Raw genomic sequence first — 17,600 nt, forward strand, 5'->3', positions numbered from 1 at the left:
TGGTCGGAACCGCGCCGGGACGTCGACCAGCCCTCGCCCGCCCGGCCCGCCGCGCCCCCGTCACGCGGTTGCCTGCGCGATCGCGCGGCCGGCCTGGCGGCCGGAGAAGATGCAGCCGCCGAGAAAGGTGCCCTCCAGGGAGCGGTAGCCGTGCACGCCGCCCCCGCCGAATCCGCTCGCCTCACCGGCGGCGTACAGGCCGGGGATCGGGGTCGCGTCGGATCCGAGCACCCGCCCCGACAGATCGGTCTGCAGGCCACCGAGGGTCTTGCGGGTGATCACGTGCAACCGGACCGCGATGAGCGGACCGGCCTTCGGGTCGAGGATCTTGTGCGGGGTCGCCGTACGGACCAGCTTGTCGCCGCGGTACCGGCGGGCGTTGTGAATGGCGGAGATCTGGCCGTCCTTGGTGAACGCGTTGTCCAACTCCCGGTCGCGGGCGACGACCTCGCGGCGGATGTCCTCGACGTCGAGCAGGGGCGTGTCGGTCAGTGCGTTCATGCCGGCGACCAGCTCGTCGAGAGTGTCGGCGACGACGAAGTCCTCGCCGTGCTGCTTGAACGCCTCGACGGGTGCGGGTGCGCCGGGGCGGATGCGGCCGAGGGTCTGCCGGACCGACTTGTTGGTGAGGTCGGGATTCTGCTCGGACCCGGAGAGCGCGAACTCCTTCTCAATGATCTTTTGGGTGAGTACGAACCAGCTGTGGTCGTGCCCGGTGGTCCGCAGGTGCGCCAGCGTGCCGAGGGTGTCGAAACCGGGGTAGAGCGGTCCGGGCAGCCGCTTGCCGGTGGCGTCGAACCACAGCGAGGAGGGCCCGGGCAGGATTCGGATGCCGTGGCCCGCCCAGATGGGGTTCCAGTTCTGCACGCCCTCGACGTAGTGCCACATCCGGTCGGGGTTGATGACGGTGCCGCCAGCGTCCTGGGTGATCCGCAGCATCCGCCCGTCCACGTGGGCGGGGACACCGGTGATCATGCGCTCGGGTGCGGTACCGAGCCGGGCTGGCCAGTTCCTGCGGACCAGGTCGTGGTCGGCACCGATGCCGCCGGAGGCCACCAGGACGGCCTGGGCGGTCAACTCGAAGTCACCGACCACCGTGCGGCTGCTGGCCACCCCGCGAGCGGAGTCGCTCGGCTCCAGGACAGCACCCCGTACGCCGGTCACCACACCGTTGGTCACGACGAGTTCGTCGACCCGGTGCCGGAACGCGAAGGTGACCAGTCCCTTCGCGGCGGCGTCGCGGACCCGACGCGCGAACGGCGCGACGACCGCAGGTCCGGTGCCCCAGGTGACGTGGAAACGTGGAACCGAGTTGCCGTGCCCGGTGGCCCCGTACCCGCCGCGCTCGGCCCAGCCGACCACCGGGAAGAACCGAACGCCCTGGGCGTGCAGCCAGGACCGCTTCTCCCCGGCCGCGAAGTCCACGTATGCCTCAGCCCACCTGCGCGGCCACTCGTCCTCGGGCCGGTCGAACCCGGCCGTGCCCAGCCAGTCCTGCAGGGCGAGCTCGCGCGAGTCCCGGATCCCCATCCGGCGCTGCTCCGGCGAGTCGACCAGGAACAGGCCACCGAAGGACCAGAACGCCTGCCCACCCAGATTCGTCTCGGGCTCCTGGTCCAGCAGGATCACCCGGCGGCCCGCCTCCGCGAGTTCGGCGGCGGCGACCAGCCCGGCCAGCCCGGCCCCGACAACGATGACCTCTGCGTCCATGACAGGCACTCTCCCCACCGTCGTATTCGCTGACGATCAGAACCGCAGCGGATGATGACCCAACCTGTTGCTCCACCTCGCCCGGACGGTGGGCGAGGTGGAGCAGACCGCGACGGTACGCCGACCGACCCGCCGACCACCCGTCAGAAGGTAGCCACCCCATGCGCATGAAGCTCGGCCGGCCCGACCTGGCCGCGTACGCCGACCGGTTCGACGTCCCGCCCGCTGCGGAGGGCTTCAACGTCACGTTCCTCGGCGTCTCCAGCCTGCTGTTCGACGACGGCGACACGGCGGTGCTGACCGACGGGTTCTTCTCCCGGCCGTCCCTGCTCAGGGTCGCCCTCGGCAGGCTCGCACCCGACGAGGCCCGCATCGACTCCGCGCTCGCCCGACTGGGCCTCGACCACGGGGGCCGCCGGCTGGCCGCCGTGATCCCGGTGCACACCCACTTCGATCACGTCATGGACTCCGCGACCGTCGCCCTGCGCACCGGCGCGGTGCTCGCCGGCGGCCACTCCACAGCCAACGTCGGCCGAGGGGCCGGGCTCACCGACGAACGCATCCACGTCGTCACCCCCCACGAGCCGATGTCCCTGGGTGCCTTCACCCTCACGTTCGTCGAGTCTGAGCACTGCCCACCGGATCGTTTCCCTGGCACCATCACCGCGCCCGTGGTGCCCCCGGCCAGGGCGTCCGCTTACCGGTGCGGTGAAGCCTGGTCAGTGCTCGTCGCGCACGCGAGCGGCCGGACCGCATTGGTCCAGGGCAGCGCCGGCTACCGGCCAGGAGGGCTCGACGGATACCGGGCCGACGTCGTTTACCTCGGTGTCGGCCAGCTCGGCGGGCAGGACGAAACCTACCTCCGCACGTACTGGGCGCAGACCGTACGAGCCGTCGGGGCGCGTCGCGTGGTCCTCGTCCACTGGGACGACTTCTTCCGCCCGCTCGACCAGCCGCTGCGCGCCCTGCCGTACGCGGGCGACGACCTCGACTTCACGATGCGGGTCCTCGGCCGGTTGGCCGAACACGACCGGGTCGCGCTTCACCTGCCGACCCTGTGGCGTCGGGAGGATCCCTGGGCGGGCTGAGGTAACACGTCCCGGCAGACCTGCCTGCTCTGCCGGGTGCGCACTTGACAGCGGGAGGCGTTGCTGACGGCCGCTAGGGTCGCGTGCGAGCCGGCCGGCGGAATTCACGATGGCCGCGCCGCCCCAGCAGAGACACACGCGGTGAGCCGTCTCCGGGTCGCCCCCGGCGGTCCCGGGTACCGGGCAACGGTGGGCGGGGCGGGGCCGTACCGTCCTCGCCATGTCGGAAACTGACGACGCCGGGTCGGGCCGGGCCAACTGGCTGGACCGACGTCGTGATCTGGCCGGCTGGGTGCTGACTCCGCTCGTCACACTCGTGGTGACTCCGGTGCTGGCCGGCTGCACCGCGATGGTCACCGTGCTCGGAGCCGATCAGCCGCCGGCCCTGTGCGAGGCGGTCCGCTCCGAGAACGGCTGCGAGGAGGCCACGCTGACCGTGCTGGGCGCGCACCTGGCGGTCGCCGCCGGGATGTGGTTGCTGCTCTGGCTGGTGCCCTGGTGGCGTGGTCTACGCGTACCGCGTGTCCTGCTCGCCGTCGCCGTGGCCGGCGTGGTCATCGCCGTGCCGCTGCGGCTGGCCGGCTGAGGCACTCGAAGGGGTCGCCGTCGATGGCGGGCCTTGTCCGGCCCGGGCCGGACCAGACATCAGATCCTCGGAGCGGGCCGCAGCAGCAGCGTCACGACGTCACCCTCGCTGATGCCCTGGGCCTTTCGGACGGCGTCCTTGAGCGGAACCAGGTAGCGGCCCTGCCTGGGAAACAGCGCCGTCCTGAACTCCGTGCCCCCGATGACGACGTGCACCGGCACCTGGCCCCAGTAGGCGAGCGACCGCGTCGCCTCCTTCAGTTCGGCGCTGTCGGACTCAGGCATCGCCACGAAGAAGTACGGCGCGGGTCCACGCCACTCGATGATCTCACCGTCGAAAGCCCACTCCACGAGGGCAGCCTAGGCGGCCGACGCCGGCCCGGGAATCACACGTTGAAGCGGAACTTAGACCCGCCCTCGCGTGACCTGCGGCAGGCTGGCCGGCATGCTGGTCACGTCCCGTCTTGGCCTCACGTCATTGGTGGCTGGTTGCCGACGTTTCACGCTGTCTTGTGCCCCGTGTGTGCCCCAAGCCCGAGGAGTGGTACTTCCTCCAACGGTGGAAACCCGCCCCGGCCATGCTCCCGCCTAACGCGCCCAGTATCGCCTCGTTGAAGGGCCCTGGCTGCTCGACGTGTCCCAACGCGACCATCAGTCCGGTCCCTGCCGTCATCACACCCGCAACCAGCAAGGTGACGCAGAGAAGGAGGCGAGCGCGCATCGCATCAGTAGAGCAGCTACCCAAGCCCGAGCGCCAGGCCATGGAGAGGGCTTGAACCCCTAAACCGCAAGCCGTCCGCGGATCGACCGTAAAGGGACCGATCGACGCTCCGACGTGCGCCGCGATCCTCGCGAGCTCTCGACGTTTCACAGCCGTTCTCGTGCTCGGCTGTGCCCGATGTGTGCCCGTTGATCATGGCGGAGTGGTCCTGGAAGCAGTCCGACAGTCGGTTCATTTCAACCGCCGACGTCTGACCCGGTGCTCTGAGACCCCAGCCGCGCTTGCACTGTCGCGCCCGACGGCCACTGATTTTCCTCGTTTCCACCCTTTGCTGTCACCGTTGCTGTCGGCAGGGCGTTGCCTGCCGACATCATTTCGGCTACAGCAGCCTCGCGACGCCATCGGCCGCTGCCTCGTGTTGATCGCTGGTGAGGCCGTACAGAGGTTTTCGGTCTGCCGAACCAGCGGGCCAACGGACCCCGGCGGTGGCCAACTGGTCACGATCGACGACTTCGCCGGCCAGCACTGCCGCGAGCAGTTCGGTCTGTGTGGGTTCCAGTTCAACGAGCCGGGTCAGGACGGTGAGCAGGTCGATGAACTCGCCGGTCCAGCTCGGCTCCCAGGCGTCGACGTGCATGTCGTCGAGCGGGGACCCTCGCCGCCCGCCTGGCTCCTTCTTGCGGTAGTTGAACCAGGATTTGATGATGTTCCGACCACCGACGGCGTAGTCCCACGCGTCCAACCCGACCGGCCCGAATTCGCCGTCACCGACGGCGATGACCTGCCGTTGCGGGTCGTAACTGATCGTTTCAGGCACCAGCGTGACCGGGGTCAGCGACAGCGGCTGTCGCGCATCGCCGGAGGGGAACCGGATCGAGCCGGCTGGCCGCTCCGGGGCTGTAAACCCTTCGCCGTAGGTGTGCAGCCAGAGGACCTGGCGGCCAACCTCGACTGCGGTGCACCAGAGCGCGGAATCGGTGGTGATGGGTACTCGGACGCCGGGCGTGGTCAGTTCGTCGGCGAAGGTAGCGGTGAAGGCCGGGTGAGCCGTGACCCCGGCGACGTAGGCGAGAACGTCTGCACCGCGGGCCTCTACGCCGATTCGTTCAGTCAGTGCAGACAGGAGCCCTGGGGCGAGATTCGGGGTACCGCCCGGGTGCAGGTGAGGTAGCGTCCGGCCGCCTTCCGATCCCTTGAAGTGATCGAAGTCTGGGATTAGGGACGTGAAGACGACCGCTGGACCCGACTGAATGGCCTTGCGGTGCTGCTCGATGACGAAGACCTGGCCGGGCATCCGAGCTGACCAGAGCTCTCGCCGGGGTCTGTCCATCAGGCGAGGGTCGGCGAGCACCCATTGCCGGTCGAAGGCTCGGTAGCCAACCTGCACAAAGGCCACATTCGGTTCAACCTCGTCAATCACCGGTACCCTCGGGTTCGGGTGCGTGTCGTTACCCGGCAGGCGAGGTTTCACCTTCACGAGGTTGGCGTCACTGCCTTCCTTGAACAGTTCGGCCTTCCGCTCACGGTCTGTCTCACCAATGAGCTTCGCCCAACGCCGCCTCAGCACGTCCCGGCTGGGCGCATAGACCCACGTGCGAGTGGGGAACAGCCCTGGGGAGTACCAAGGCATTAGGTCGTCAAGCGCGGGGTAGGTGTCCCAACTGCTGGCGGCGGCCGGAGTGAGCGAAGATTCCCACTCGGTCCGGCAATCTCGCCAGCCGTCGTCGTCGAGTTGCACCTCTGCCAACGCGGCTAGCTTGTCCGCTCTGCGACCGGTCAGGCTCCGGTGATGGATCAGCGCTGGCTTGTCCCGGGTGGCGTCAGCGGTTCGGACGAAGATGCCAATGGCGAGCGGCTGCCGGACGCCGGGAAAAATGCGGGTTGGAATGTCGGGGGTCTGTCCCTCGGGCGTGAGGTCGATGATCCAGCCCTCGGAGGCGTGCCGGCGTAGGTACTCGCGCATGCCCGTGAAAGCTGGCCCGGAAAGGTAGCCGGAGGTGGTGACGAAGCAAATCACCCCGGCGTCTCCGTCAACCTGGTCAGGCGTCGACTCCCACACCTTCCAGGTGGCCCAGCGCCAGAAGTAGATATAGAGGTTCTTCAGCTTCGCCTTGAACCGTGCGATACCCGGGTTGTACCAATCCTCTAAGAGAGCTGGAGCGCGTCGCTTGCTGTCGAGGCCGGTCGTGCCGTTCTCGACCCAGCCGCCGTCGCCGTTGGCGAGTTCCGCGTATGGAGGGTTCCCGATGACCACAGTGACGTTGGCGCGGGCTTTGATCTCGTTGGCTTTGCGCCGGGCGCGGGCGATGAGCTGCATTCCCGAGCCGAGCTGGACGTCACTGGCGTGGGGGTCGTCGAGCGTGTTGGTGACAAACAGCTTCATCCCCCCTGGTGGAGGAGACGCCTCGTGCGATGCGAGCAGGTCTGCCGCGCGCAGCTCGGCAACCGCGTAGGGACCCATCTGAAGCTCGAAGCCGATCATCCGCTCGGCGGCCAGACTGACCGCTCCGGCTACGGCTCCCGGACCGTCGTGAGCTTCGGCGACCTTGGCGATGCGTTCAAGAACGGTTTGCAGGTATGTGCCGGTGCCCATCGCGGGGTCAACGGTGAGCACGTCCGGGTCGGCAAAGCCTCGCGGCTTGTCCAGCCGGGAGACGAGAACGTTCTCCGTCAGCCGGACCATCTGCTCGACCAGTTCGAGCGGGGTGTAGTACGACCCGGATGCTCTTCGGAGGTCGGCGTCGTACTCGTCGAGGAAGTGCTCGTACAGGTGTAGGTAGGTGTCGCGGCGGCCTCGCCGTACCCTCGTCCAGTCGACGGCGTCGACGACCCGGGCGAGTAGATCGAGGGTGACCTTGAAGGCGGCGACGAGGTCGTCGGTGAGTAGCTGCAACGCCCGGCCCATGAGCGAGTGCTCGGCACGGAGCTGTTCGCCGATGGTGTGCAGTGAGTGACCCGTGACGGTGATCGAGTTGGTGCGGGCCAGCAGCAGCGCAAACGTCACCGTCTGCGCGTATCCGTCGGCGAAGGTGGCGTCGTCAGCCTGCGGGAACAGCATTCGCCGCCAGTCCTGCGCCAGTCCCAGGAAAGGCTGAACCTCCCGCTCGGCCCCTCCCCGGACAGCCTTTCGCTCGGCGGCAAGCTGGTCCAGTACCTCGCCGCGCAGTAGCCGCGTTAGTGGGGCAACCGCCCGTACCAGCGCACCGACGCTGTTGATAGGCGCTGGCCGCCATTTCAGGAATTCGGTGAGCAGCTTCTCGAAGGCCGGCGGGGCGGTGATGCTGCCGCCGTCGAGACTGCCGGTGAACCGTACCGGCGCGTCGACCAACTCCTGGTCGCGGTAGAGCCGCCAATCCGTGCCGTTGGTATAGAGCAGGTTCGGTAAGTCGCGTTGGCGCTCCCACTGCACCCGGTCATGGCCGCGCAGCCCGCCCGGATCGATGCTCTTGCCGGGTGCCTTGATTTCCACGTATCCGGTGATTGCCCCGCCGACACTGACGCCGTAGTCCGGCCGGACCTGTCGCTCGGTGTCGCGGACCTCATCGTGAAAGACGGCCGTCACGCCTAACTGCTTGCCGGCGGCTCCGAGAAGCATCTCTATCGGGCTGCGAATCGCGGCCTCACGCTCGCCAGGGCCGGCGAGCTTTGAAGCACACGCCGCGCTGAAGTCGCGGACAGCGCTGTCCAACCACCCTGCTGTCCCTGGCACCCTTACCCCCGCTGATGAACCTGGGCCTGATCTTTCCGCCAAGCTACCGGATGCACACCCGGCCGTCACCGCTCGCGCACCTCCGCCGCCGTCCCCATGCGCAGCCGCCCGTTCATCGGGCACGTCCCGCAGCGCCCACCTGCCATCCCGTCTGCCATCGACCCGCCCACCTGGGGAGCGGGCCACCGCCCGGCCCGCCACGTCAAGCGGGCCTTGACGCAGGTTCGGACGCTGGCGGGTCGGGCGGTGGTGTGCTCGGCTTGCCCGGGTCGATGGCAGGCGGGATGGCCTACCGCAACCACCCACGGACCGCGCCCCGCCGACGCAGCCCCGGCCATCCTGGAGCCGGAGCGCCCCCGCCAGAGGCGCAGTAGCCGCGTCCCACGACCGCCGCCAGCCCGCCGACGCGGCCGACGTGCGCTCCCCTGCGCCGCGCGGGTCCTGGCCGCGCGGCCCGGCCGGCTGCCGGCTCATACACCCACCACCCACCAGCCTGTCGTTCTGCGGCGGCCCCTTGGGCTTTCCGCTTTCCGCGCCAGCCGCCGGGCGTGTTGCGTGGCCGGAGTCGGAGCGCCAGCGGAGCGACGGACGCGCGCCCAGGCGGCGGCGCGTGCGGCCCGTTCAGGGCCGCCTTGAAGACGTACAGAAACTTTGCACAACATCGCCGGCAGCCGGCCGGCTCGTACATGCGTTCGATAGACTCTCGCCGTGGACGTGCAGGGCCGCTGGTGGAACGGCGTGTGGGGCCGGATGGGACGGCGCGACATCTGGTTGATGTCGGACGGGGATCGCTGGATCGTCCGGGGCCGCCTCGGAGGTGACGAGGGCCAGGAGGTGAGGCACCAGTTCGACAACGAGGACCGGGCACGGGACGTGGTCAAACGCATGATGACGTTGTCCGCCGGCACATGGAGGAGCTTGCTCGACCCACTGCGCCGTGAGTCGCAGCGACGCCAGGTTGGCGACTGAGGCTTGACCCTGTCGGTGTCCGGCAGCCAGCCGGCACCCTCAAGGCAGCGATGGGCTGATGCCGGAGACGTCTCGGGACGCGTAGCCTGAATGCGTGGACGACCTTCTAGTGCAGGCCGCTGAGCTGGCAGGGCGTCACCTGGCTGGTGGACTGCCGCGTAGGTGGAAGCATGTGCAGGCTGTCGCTTTGAAGGCTGACCGCATCGCTCATGTTCTTGACGACACTGATGCTCAGGCGTTAGTGGCTTCGGCCTGGCTACACGACCTGGGCTACGCCCCTGGCATTGCAGACACCGGCCTACACGCTCTCGATGGTGGTCGTTGGCTACTGGCCAACGGTTGGCCTCGCAGGATTGCTGCGTTGGTCGCCCATCACTCCTGCGCTCAGTTCGAGGCCGACGAGCGAGGGCTCGGCAGTGTCCTTGCTGAGGAGTTCGACCAGGAGCAGTCGTCAACCGCGGATGCCCTTTGGTTCGCTGACATGACCACCGGTCCCGACGGTCAGGACCTGGATGTGCTGGATCGGTTGGCCGAGATCCACCAGCGTTACGAGCCAGACAGCATCGTGGTTCGCTTCTGGGCTCGGGCAACGCCGACGCTTCTTGAAGCTGTCAAACGGACCGAAGCCACACTCGCCGCTCAGCCAATGTAGGGCTTGGCTCGATGCTCGTACCCGTGATCGATCCTAAGCCGCATCGACTGGTGGATCGGCAGGCTATCCAGCTCGTCCTGGGACACCCATCGCACCTCGGCTGACTCCTCGCTGGTGCGCAGCTCGCCGCCGACGTAACGGGCGCGGAAGCAGATGGAGAACTGCTGCCTGACCTCGCCATCGCTGTACTCCACCACATGCTTCGGGTCCGTGTAGGTTCCCACGACGTCGACGACCTCAACGTCGACACCAGCTTCTTCCCGAGTCTCACGCGCGGCTGTTTCGGCGATGGACTCACCGAAGTCCTGGGCGCCGCCCGGTAGCGCCCACAGGCCGTTGTCGGTGCGCCGAATGAGCAGGACACGCCCGTGCTCGTCCTGAACGAAGACCGTCACAGCTACCACGATGCTGTTGGCCTTCGGCGCGTCCGGGTCGTCGTAGTGCTCGATCCTCGCCATCCCTCTAGGCTGCCACGGTTGGTGCCCAGATCGGGTGTCCGCTCGACCACACGCGGTCAAAGCTGTCGGCGTAGGTATCGAACAACTCGCCTGCCGAGAGTCGCCGAAGGTGCAGCACCGGAGCATGGGCCGCTGGAAATCCGTAGGCGTGCGTGTTGACGAGTAGCTCGTTGTCGAACCGGTAGATCGAGTTGTAGAGCGTGGTGCCATGGAACCGTGCGAAGACGCCTTCAACACCGCGAAGCTGGTTGTAGAACGCCAGGACGTTGTGCACCTTCCCTGCCATAGCGTGCCCGATCCCCTCCTCCGCTCCTCGCGCCGCGACCGCTTCCGAGTCCGGGTCACCCAGCAGGATGCGTACCCGGACTCCTGCCTGCGCCTTGGCAGTCAGATCCTTGATGATGGTTGGGACCTGTTCCGGCAGGAACAAGCCGGCGTAGACCAAGACCCCAATCTCTTTGGTGGCCTGAGTGATCAGTCGGCCCCAGAGGTCCAACGGAACGGCCGCGCGACGCGGGTAAACGTGGACGAGCTCCGAGTCTGCGATGCGCGTGGCCCTCTCCGCTGAAACGGCCTTCGGCCACAAGTACGCCTCGCGCTCCTGGACGATGGCGGCGATCGCATGCCGGTGACGTGGATATGGGGCGCGATCGAAGGTCACCCATCGCTCCGCCGTCTTCGGGTTGACATCGAGCTTCTCGGCCAGCTCGTACGTGGACAGACCAGTCTTGAGCATCGCTTCGCGGAGGCGTTCATTTGCCATCGTCTACTCCCTTGGACGTGAGGGACGACTTGAGCATAACGGGGACGTCCCAAGACGTACAGCACTAGTAGTGACGTCGTGACCCGGAGTTTGGCGAGAGTGGACTCATCGCCGAGCAGTCATCCAACAAGGGATGCGCTCAGACACAGGAGGTCTGTCGTGAAGCTGTACGTGGACACCACGAGCAAGCAGGTGACGGCGTCGAAGGACCCGGAGCCGAAGAACGACCAGAACGGCAATCAGAAGTCCGAGAAGAACACGGGCCGGCTCATGTGGTCTACCCAGGTCTTCGTGCTCGACGAGAACGGTGGGGAGGTCATCACCATCACCACGGCGGGAGAGAAGCCGAGCGTGAAGGTGGGCGACTTCCTGGCTGTCGAGCAGTTGGAGGCCATTCCGTGGGCGACCAACGGGCGCAACGGCGTCGCGTTCCGGGCGGTCTCGCTGAAGCCGAAGACTGGTTCTCCGGCCAAGTAGGTCCCTCGCACGCTGTGCTGTGTGAGCCGCAGGTGTCCGTGGCTCGCCGAAGCGGCCTGATGGTCCGCTGAACCAATCCACACCATGGGTCCGGGAGTGAATCTGACTCCTACATTCCCGAGCCTGGTCATCACCTGTGGTGGTGGCATCCCCGTAAGAGCTGGCGCGGGGTCGGTCTGACTCCTACATCACCCGACCCCGTGCCTTCCAACTCATCCAACCCAATGTGCTTGGGAGGACTCGTCGTGTCCAAGTCTAGCCCCCGCCGGTTCGCTGGCAGGTCAACCGGAACGGTGACGGTCATCGAGGCCAAGGTTCACCGTTCCTCCGCGCGCAACGCCCGGATGGCGTTCATCCTGACGGCGGTCATCGTCGGCATCCTGTCGGCCGTGGTGGCCGCTGCCTACATCCACCCGATTCTCGCCGTCTTCGTCGGCGCGCTGATCGGCGTACCGACCGGCGGGCTCGTCTGGGTGCTCGTCCGCATCTGGCCGGTGATCCGGCTGCTCTGGTGGTGGACCCCGGAAACCATCCTCGGTGTCCTGCTGCTCACCGCGTGGGTACAGCTCGCTGACCACACCCCAACCGTGGTGACCCTGCTCGTGGTCGCCCTGGTCGTCGGCGTCCCCGCCGCCATCCGCCCGGTTCGCCGCCAGGTCAAAGCCTGGACCTGGTGCCTGATCGTTCGGCATCGACTGCGCGTGTGCTTCGCGCAGTTCATCATCGCCAACCAATCCGGCAGCCTGCCGCTGATCCTCTGGGCCAAGCCGACCCCTGTCGGCGAGCGGGTCTGGGTCTACCTACGCCCCGGCCTGTCCGAAAAGGACCTGGAGGGACGCCTCGACAAGATCGCGGTCACCTGCCACGCCTCGACCGTGCTCATCGAGCGCGCCTCGGAGAACAACGCCGCCTACCTGCGGTTCGACATCAAGCGCCGCGAGGTGCTGACCGCCCACGTCGGTTCACCGCTGGTCGACGTGATCGACCCGACCGCCCCCGTCTCGGCTTCGCCGTTGACGGTCCCCACCGCCCTGGACCTGCCGGACGTTCACATGCCGACGGTCACCCTCCCCACTCAGGGCAAGCCCGCCGGCAAGAAGCCGGCCGCTACTACGGCCAACGGCAGTAAGCCTGCGGCTTCGTCTGCGTCGTCCGTGGAAGACGACGACACCTCCGACTGGATCTGACCCAACCCAACCAAGGACGCGAGGAGCCATGGCGGCTCGTTCGTGTGGCTTCTCGCGCCCACAACGCCCAGGAGGGCACCTGATGAGCACCACGATTCCCACCACTGCTGATGCGGTGCCGGTGGGTCCTGGCCTGTCGATGTTCGACCCGATCTTCATCGGCATCGACGAGTTCGGCCAACCCGTCTACCTCGACGTCATCTACCGCAACCTGCTCACCGCAGGCGAACCCGGCGGCGGCAAATCCGGCCTCATCAACAACATCTGCGGCCACGCCGCCCTGGCCGACAACACCCGCCTCGTGCTCTTCGACGCCAAACTCGTCGAACTCGGCCCCTGGCGCGACCTCGCCGACGCGTTCATCGGCCCCGACATCGACCAAGCCATCGACGTCCTCCGTCGCCTCCTGGTCGTCGCCACCAACCGCTACGCCTGGCTGCTGGCCAACCGGCGCCGCAAGCTCGCCGACGGCGACGGCATGTCCGTCATCGTCACCATCATCGACGAACTCGCCATGTACTCCACCGTCCTCGGCACCAAGCAGCAACAGGAAGAGTTCTCCACCCTCCTGCGCGGGCTCGTCTCCCTCGGCCGCGCCTGCGGCATGCCCGTGGTTGCCGCCACCCAACGCCCGAGCTGGGACATCATCCCCGCCTCGTTGCGGGACCTGTTCGGCTACCGGGCCGCGTTCCGGTGCACGTCGCTGAACAGCTCGAACATCATCCTCGGTCAGGGCTGGGCCGAGCAGGGCTACACCGCCTCCGACATCTCACCCACCAACCAGGGCGCGGCTTACCTCCTGGCCGAAGGCGGCGTTCCCCGCCGCATCAAGGCCGCCTACCTCACCGACACCGACATCTACAACATCGCCGACTACGCCGCCTGGACCCGCCGCCCCACCTCGGCCACCAGCATCCCGGCGGTCAACCCCACCGAGTGGGAGATGGCGGCATGACCACCCGCGAACGTACCTACGCCAAGGCCAACAACCAGCGGGCCGCGCAGTTCACCGAACTGTGGATCACCGGCAGTCCCGAGGACATCGCCGCCATGGTCCAGGCCGTCGCCCGCAGCGGACGACTCGTCTACGTCTCCGCACCTACCCAGATGCCGGGTGACGACAACAGGCACCGCCGCTACCTGCGGCTACGCGCCCGCTAACCGGCCGACAGGACCAGTCAACGCCTGCCAGCAACCGCTGGTCCTGCCGACCACCAACCGACAGCCCCCGAAAGGACGTGGTTGCCATGAAGGCTACCCACAACCCACCCACCACAGCACCGGTCACACCCGCTGACCTGCTGCGGATGGCTGCCCTCTACCTACGCCGGCACGGCTGGCACCAGGGCACCTACTACGCCAAGAGCGTTGGCACCCTCACCCCGCCGGCCTGCGCCGCCGGGGCCATCGGCATCGCCTGCGCCGGACACCGCGTCGAGCACTTCTCCCAACTCGACCCCGACGCCCTCGCCGACTACCTGAACACCCTGGGCGTGCTCGTCGACTACCTCGACACCACCGCGCCCGTGTTCTTCATCGACGAGGACGGCTACCTGCTCGACGAGCACACCTCCCCGTACTCGTGGAACGACGACCCGACCCGCACCGCCGAGCAGGTCATCACCGCCCTTGAGACGGCTGCCACCGAATGGGACTCCCTCCACAACGGGGGAGGCGAGATCCGATGAACACCGTCAAGCAGTCCTTGACATCCATTCCGCGCCAGCAGCGTCGGGACGTCGTCGAAAACGACCAGTTCGCCGGCTTCGCCCGACGCATCATCCGCGCCCACGGCCGCCGCGTCGCCACCGGAGACGTCGAAGCACTCCGCGACCTCGTCGCCCTCTCATCCGTCATCGACGACGCGATCGGTGAAGCCGTGATCGGCCTGCGGGCCTTCGGCTACTCCTGGGCCGAAATCGGCTCCCGCCTCGGCATCTCCCGCCAAGCCGCCCAACAGCGCTGGGGAGACAAGCCATGACCAACCTTCGCAGCGTCGACCTCGACAACCTCGCCGACCGCACTGGCATTCGGGTCGAGTTTTACGACCCGCTCGGCACCCGCTACGGGTTCCCCACCTTTCCCTACCAAGGGGCACCGTCCGGCCTGGCCACCGTGCGGCAGCTCCGCGCCGCCGGCCTTCGCCCCGGAGGACAAGACCCGGTAGCCCAAATCTATTGGCGGCACCGCAAAAACCGCCGGGTCGCCTACCTCTACCGCACCGACCTCGCCGCACCGAAGCGCACCGCTACACCCGCGCAGCGGGAGGCCATCGCCAAAGCCCTGCTGGCTCGCCGGACCTGTCGCTACTGCGACCAGGTGAAGCCCTACTACATCCCCCGCCGCTACGGCTGCTGCCTCGACTGCCACGGAGGCCACTGATGGCTGTCCTGATCACCTTCGCCGTCATCCTGCTCATCGGCATCGCCATGGCCTACATGGGCGGTGTCCGATGACCCGCCAACCTGCCGGCCCTCGCATCGAGGGCGTCGCCCTGGTCCTCATCCTGCTCACCGTCGCCGGCTTCGCCGGAGCGGCCTCATTCACCCACGTCAAAGACTGGACCCTCGCCAATTCCCCCACCGGCACCGGCGAGTGGTTCGGCTGGGCCAACGCCGTCATCTCCGAACTCGTCCCCGTCGCCGCGCTGCTGACGATCCGCCGACGCCAACGCGTCGGTGCATCCATCACCTACCCGATGCTTCTGCTCATCGGCTCCGCCGGCCTATCCCTCGCTGCGCAACTCGCGGTCGCCAAGCCCGGCCCATCCGGGTGGCTCCTGTCCGCTGTCCCCGCCCTGGCGTTCATGGCCCTGGTCAAACTCGTCCTCGCTCCGGCGACGACCCGGACTGCCGAAATCACTTCGGTTACTCCGCCCGCCGTCGACACCCCGCCGGCATCTGAGCCGGTCGTCGACACCCCGCAGGCACCGACGCCGGCTATCGTCCAGGCCCCTGCCTTCACCCCGATTTCGGTCGCCCGGCCCGAGGTTCCGGCGCACCTGATGCCCACCGCCCGGTTCGTCATCGGACGCCACGAGCAGAGCACCGGCCGACCCATCACCACCGATGAACTCGGCGGCCTGCTCTCGGTCACCCCGGACATCGCCCGGGAACTGCTGCACACCATCACCGGCCACACCCCGGCCGTCAACGGCACCCCGGTCGGTGGTACCCGATGACCATTCACGTCGTCGACATCGAGCAGGTCACCCACACCTGCCCGGCCTTCACCCAGGCGCACCCCTACGACACCCGACGCACCGTCATCCACGTCATCCCCGGGGGGGCATGCCGGACTCCGGTCACCATCCGCTGCGGCGAAACGACCGCCACGATCGCGTGCCACCGGCACGAACCGGCCGACCGCCAGTGCGGCGCCTGCCGCATCATCGTCACCCAACACACCATCACCACCCGGCACCTCCCCGGTGAGGCTGCCTGATGGTTTCGACGCTGGACCTCACACCCCGCGCTTCGGCCCGGGGTGTGGGCTCGAACGCCGACACCACCGGTCCCTATGTCGGCTACACCGCCGCCGGCTCCGCGTTCACCCGCGCCCAGCACCCCGACTACTTCGGTTGGCTGGAACACATCCGGGCTGCCGCCGCCTGCACCCGACCCATCCGCCTCGCCGGCCAACTCCTCACCGTCGAACCCACCACCGGCCGACTCCTTCACGCCCGGCACACCGACGCCATGCCCGACGCCGCGATCTACAAGGCGTGCGGCAACCGCCGCGCGACGGTCTGTCCCGCCTGCGCCCAGACCTACCAACGTGACGCCTACCAACTTCTGCGCGCCGGCCTCGTCGGCGGCAAAGGCATCCCCGAAACGGTCGCCGCGCACCCGGCGGTGTTCGCCACGTTCACCGCCCCGTCCTTCGGCACCGTGCACAACCGGTCGGCCAAGCGGCACACCTGCGCCAACCGCAAACGCTGCGACTGCCGGGCCGAACCGTGCCACGCCCGCCGTACCACCGATCCCACCGCCGGCCTCTGCACCCATGGTCGCCCGGCTGTGTGCTGGGCACGCCACGAGTCCGGCGACCTGGTGATCGGTCGGCCGTTGTGCCTGGACTGCTACGACCACGACCACCAGGTCGTGTGGAACGTGTTCTCCGGCAAGCTGTGGCACCGCACCAAGCAAGCCGCGGAACGCCACCTCGCCCACCTCGCCCGGCAACGCGGCATCCCACCGGTCGAGGTGGTCACTGCCTCCGGCAACACCCGCAAAGTCGCCCCGGTCCGGCTCTCACCCGGGAAGGTCGCTGAGCTTCAAGCTCGGGCAGCGGTGCACTTCCACGCCATCGCCCGCCTCGACGGTGTCAACCCCGCCGACCCAGACGCGATCGTCCCCCCGCCGCCCGGGTTCACCGTCGACGATCTGGTCGACGCGCTGCGCCACGCCGCCACGCAGATCGCCTACACCACCCCACCACACCCGGACCGGGCCGGCGGCTGGTCGATCATCTGGGGCGAGCAGCTCGACCTGGAGCCCATCACCACCAGCGGCGCGGGAGAAGTCACCGACAGCCTCGTCGCCGGCTACCTTGCCAAGTACGCCACCAAAAGCACCGAGGTAACCGGGCACCGCTCCGTCAGGCTCGACGCCGATTCGATCGGCGACTACGCCGACCCCGACGGCGACCACATCGCCCGCCTCATAGACGCCTGCTGGCGCATCGGCCGACCGGTCGGCACACCCGTCCCGCTCTCACAGCGGCCCCGGGACCACCGGCCCGCACCCGGCTTCGTGAAGCGCTGGGAATGCCCCGACTGCGGCACCCACACCCGCTACGCCGCCTGCCCCGTCTGCGTCGCCCACCGTCAAGCCACCCTTGACGCCGAACCGACGAAACCAACGACGGGCAACCCCTACGCCCGGCTGCGGCGATGGGCACACATGCTCGGCTACGGCGGCCACTTCCTCACCAAAGCCCGCCGCTACTCCGTCACCTTCCAACTCCTGCGCAACACCCGCGTCAGCTTCCGACGCCACGAGCACCAGGACCAGGCCGACGAGAAACCCGGCACCCTCCGCGCCGTCGACCACCTCGACGACACCACCCCGCTCATCGTCGGCACCCTCACCTTCGCCGGCGTCGGCTGGCACACCACCGGAGACGCACTCCTCGCCAACACCGCCGCCGCCATGGCCCGCGCCCGACACGCCGCCGGCCGCGAAGAACTCGCCCACGAACTCAGCGCCACCCCCGCCGGTCTGTCGCCGGCCGCCTAGATAGCACCGACAAGGAGGACTGACGTTGGCAAGCCGAGCAG

Annotated in this window: 19 protein-coding genes; 14 read left to right on the forward strand and 5 right to left on the reverse strand. The window is 68.1% G+C overall.

Annotation, left to right across the window (positions count from 1 at the left end; genetic code table 11):
- Nucleotides 1–60 precede the first annotated feature (60 nt).
- On the reverse strand, nt 61–1,728 hold the full coding sequence (locus ABZT18_RS05620; protein WP_355250564.1) for an FAD-binding dehydrogenase: 1,668 nt from the start codon (nt 1,726–1,728) through the stop codon (nt 61–63).
- 143 nt (nt 1,729–1,871) lie between these two features.
- Between ABZT18_RS05620 and ABZT18_RS05625 the strand changes: the two genes are divergently transcribed.
- Nucleotides 1,872–2,798, forward strand: coding sequence for an MBL fold metallo-hydrolase (locus tag ABZT18_RS05625; protein WP_355250567.1), 927 nt, complete (start codon nt 1,872–1,874; stop codon nt 2,796–2,798).
- A 220-nt stretch (nt 2,799–3,018) separates the two neighbouring features.
- Nucleotides 3,019–3,384, forward strand: a complete 366-nt coding sequence (locus tag ABZT18_RS05630; protein WP_355250570.1) for a hypothetical protein — start codon at nt 3,019–3,021, stop codon at nt 3,382–3,384.
- A 59-nt stretch (nt 3,385–3,443) separates the two neighbouring features.
- On the opposite strand, the gene ABZT18_RS05635 is transcribed toward ABZT18_RS05630, so the two are convergent.
- On the reverse strand, nt 3,444–3,734 hold the full coding sequence (locus ABZT18_RS05635) for a DUF1905 domain-containing protein (protein WP_354995157.1): 291 nt from the start codon (nt 3,732–3,734) through the stop codon (nt 3,444–3,446).
- Nucleotides 3,735–4,483: 749 nt separating this feature from the next.
- Entirely contained in the window at nt 4,484–7,792 is a 3,309-nt protein-coding gene (locus ABZT18_RS05640; protein WP_355250573.1) for a type ISP restriction/modification enzyme, read from the reverse strand.
- A gap of 729 nt (nt 7,793–8,521) precedes the next feature.
- Between ABZT18_RS05640 and ABZT18_RS05645 the strand changes: the two genes are divergently transcribed.
- Complete coding sequence (locus ABZT18_RS05645) at nt 8,522–8,782, forward strand: hypothetical protein (protein ID WP_355250576.1); 261 nt, start codon at nt 8,522–8,524, stop codon at nt 8,780–8,782.
- Nucleotides 8,783–8,876: 94 nt separating this feature from the next.
- Nucleotides 8,877–9,434 (forward strand): phosphohydrolase, encoded by a 558-nt coding sequence (locus ABZT18_RS05650; RefSeq protein ID WP_355250579.1) that lies wholly within the window; start codon nt 8,877–8,879, stop codon nt 9,432–9,434.
- On the opposite strand, the gene ABZT18_RS05655 is transcribed toward ABZT18_RS05650, so the two are convergent.
- The gene (locus tag ABZT18_RS05655; protein WP_355250582.1) at nt 9,422–9,892 is read right to left on the reverse strand and encodes an NUDIX domain-containing protein; all 471 of its coding nucleotides are present in this window, start codon (nt 9,890–9,892) and stop codon (nt 9,422–9,424) included. The two genes, ABZT18_RS05650 and ABZT18_RS05655, sit on opposite strands and share 13 nt — an antisense overlap.
- 4 nt (nt 9,893–9,896) lie before the next feature.
- Nucleotides 9,897–10,655: an XRE family transcriptional regulator gene (locus tag ABZT18_RS05660; RefSeq protein ID WP_355250585.1), complete on the reverse strand. Its 759-nt coding sequence runs from the start codon at nt 10,653–10,655 to the stop codon at nt 9,897–9,899.
- Nucleotides 10,656–10,814: 159 nt separating this feature from the next.
- Here ABZT18_RS05660 and ABZT18_RS05665 point away from each other — a divergent pair, with 159 nt between their 5' ends.
- The 10 genes from ABZT18_RS05665 to ABZT18_RS05710 all read left to right on the forward strand — a co-directional run bounded on the left by ABZT18_RS05665 (nt 10,815) and on the right by ABZT18_RS05710 (nt 17,559).
- The gene (locus ABZT18_RS05665; protein ID WP_088951025.1) at nt 10,815–11,132 is read left to right on the forward strand and encodes a hypothetical protein; all 318 of its coding nucleotides are present in this window, start codon (nt 10,815–10,817) and stop codon (nt 11,130–11,132) included.
- 293 nt (nt 11,133–11,425) lie between these two features.
- The gene (locus ABZT18_RS05670) at nt 11,426–12,319 is read left to right on the forward strand and encodes a hypothetical protein (protein WP_355250738.1); all 894 of its coding nucleotides are present in this window, start codon (nt 11,426–11,428) and stop codon (nt 12,317–12,319) included.
- An 82-nt stretch (nt 12,320–12,401) separates the two neighbouring features.
- The gene (locus tag ABZT18_RS05675; protein ID WP_355250589.1) at nt 12,402–13,274 is read left to right on the forward strand and encodes an FtsK/SpoIIIE domain-containing protein; all 873 of its coding nucleotides are present in this window, start codon (nt 12,402–12,404) and stop codon (nt 13,272–13,274) included.
- Nucleotides 13,271–13,480 carry a hypothetical protein gene (locus ABZT18_RS05680; protein ID WP_355250592.1) on the forward strand — a complete coding sequence of 70 codons (210 nt, stop codon included), beginning with the start codon at nt 13,271–13,273 and terminating at the stop codon, nt 13,478–13,480. Before ABZT18_RS05675 ends, ABZT18_RS05680 begins: the two co-directional genes overlap by 4 nt.
- A gap of 86 nt (nt 13,481–13,566) precedes the next feature.
- Nucleotides 13,567–14,007 (forward strand): DUF6197 family protein, encoded by a 441-nt coding sequence (locus ABZT18_RS05685; RefSeq protein ID WP_355250595.1) that lies wholly within the window; start codon nt 13,567–13,569, stop codon nt 14,005–14,007.
- On the forward strand, nt 14,004–14,300 hold the full coding sequence (locus tag ABZT18_RS05690; protein WP_355250598.1) for a hypothetical protein: 297 nt from the start codon (nt 14,004–14,006) through the stop codon (nt 14,298–14,300). The genes ABZT18_RS05685 and ABZT18_RS05690 overlap by 4 nt, the downstream gene beginning before the upstream one ends.
- Complete coding sequence (locus tag ABZT18_RS05695; RefSeq protein WP_355250601.1) at nt 14,297–14,701, forward strand: RRQRL motif-containing zinc-binding protein; 405 nt, start codon at nt 14,297–14,299, stop codon at nt 14,699–14,701. Before ABZT18_RS05690 ends, ABZT18_RS05695 begins: the two co-directional genes overlap by 4 nt.
- A 70-nt stretch (nt 14,702–14,771) precedes the next feature.
- Nucleotides 14,772–15,500, forward strand: coding sequence for a hypothetical protein (locus tag ABZT18_RS05700; RefSeq protein ID WP_355250604.1), 729 nt, complete (start codon nt 14,772–14,774; stop codon nt 15,498–15,500).
- Nucleotides 15,497–15,763: a hypothetical protein gene (locus tag ABZT18_RS05705; protein WP_355250607.1), complete on the forward strand. Its 267-nt coding sequence runs from the start codon at nt 15,497–15,499 to the stop codon at nt 15,761–15,763. The genes ABZT18_RS05700 and ABZT18_RS05705 overlap by 4 nt, the downstream gene beginning before the upstream one ends.
- Nucleotides 15,763–17,559, forward strand: coding sequence for a replication initiator (locus ABZT18_RS05710; RefSeq protein ID WP_355250610.1), 1,797 nt, complete (start codon nt 15,763–15,765; stop codon nt 17,557–17,559). The genes ABZT18_RS05705 and ABZT18_RS05710 overlap by 1 nt, the downstream gene beginning before the upstream one ends.
- The last annotated feature ends 41 nt before the right edge of the window (nt 17,560–17,600 follow it).

Source organism: Micromonospora sp. NPDC005291, from assembly GCF_040607415.1.
GTDB lineage: Bacteria > Actinomycetota > Actinomycetes > Mycobacteriales > Micromonosporaceae > Micromonospora.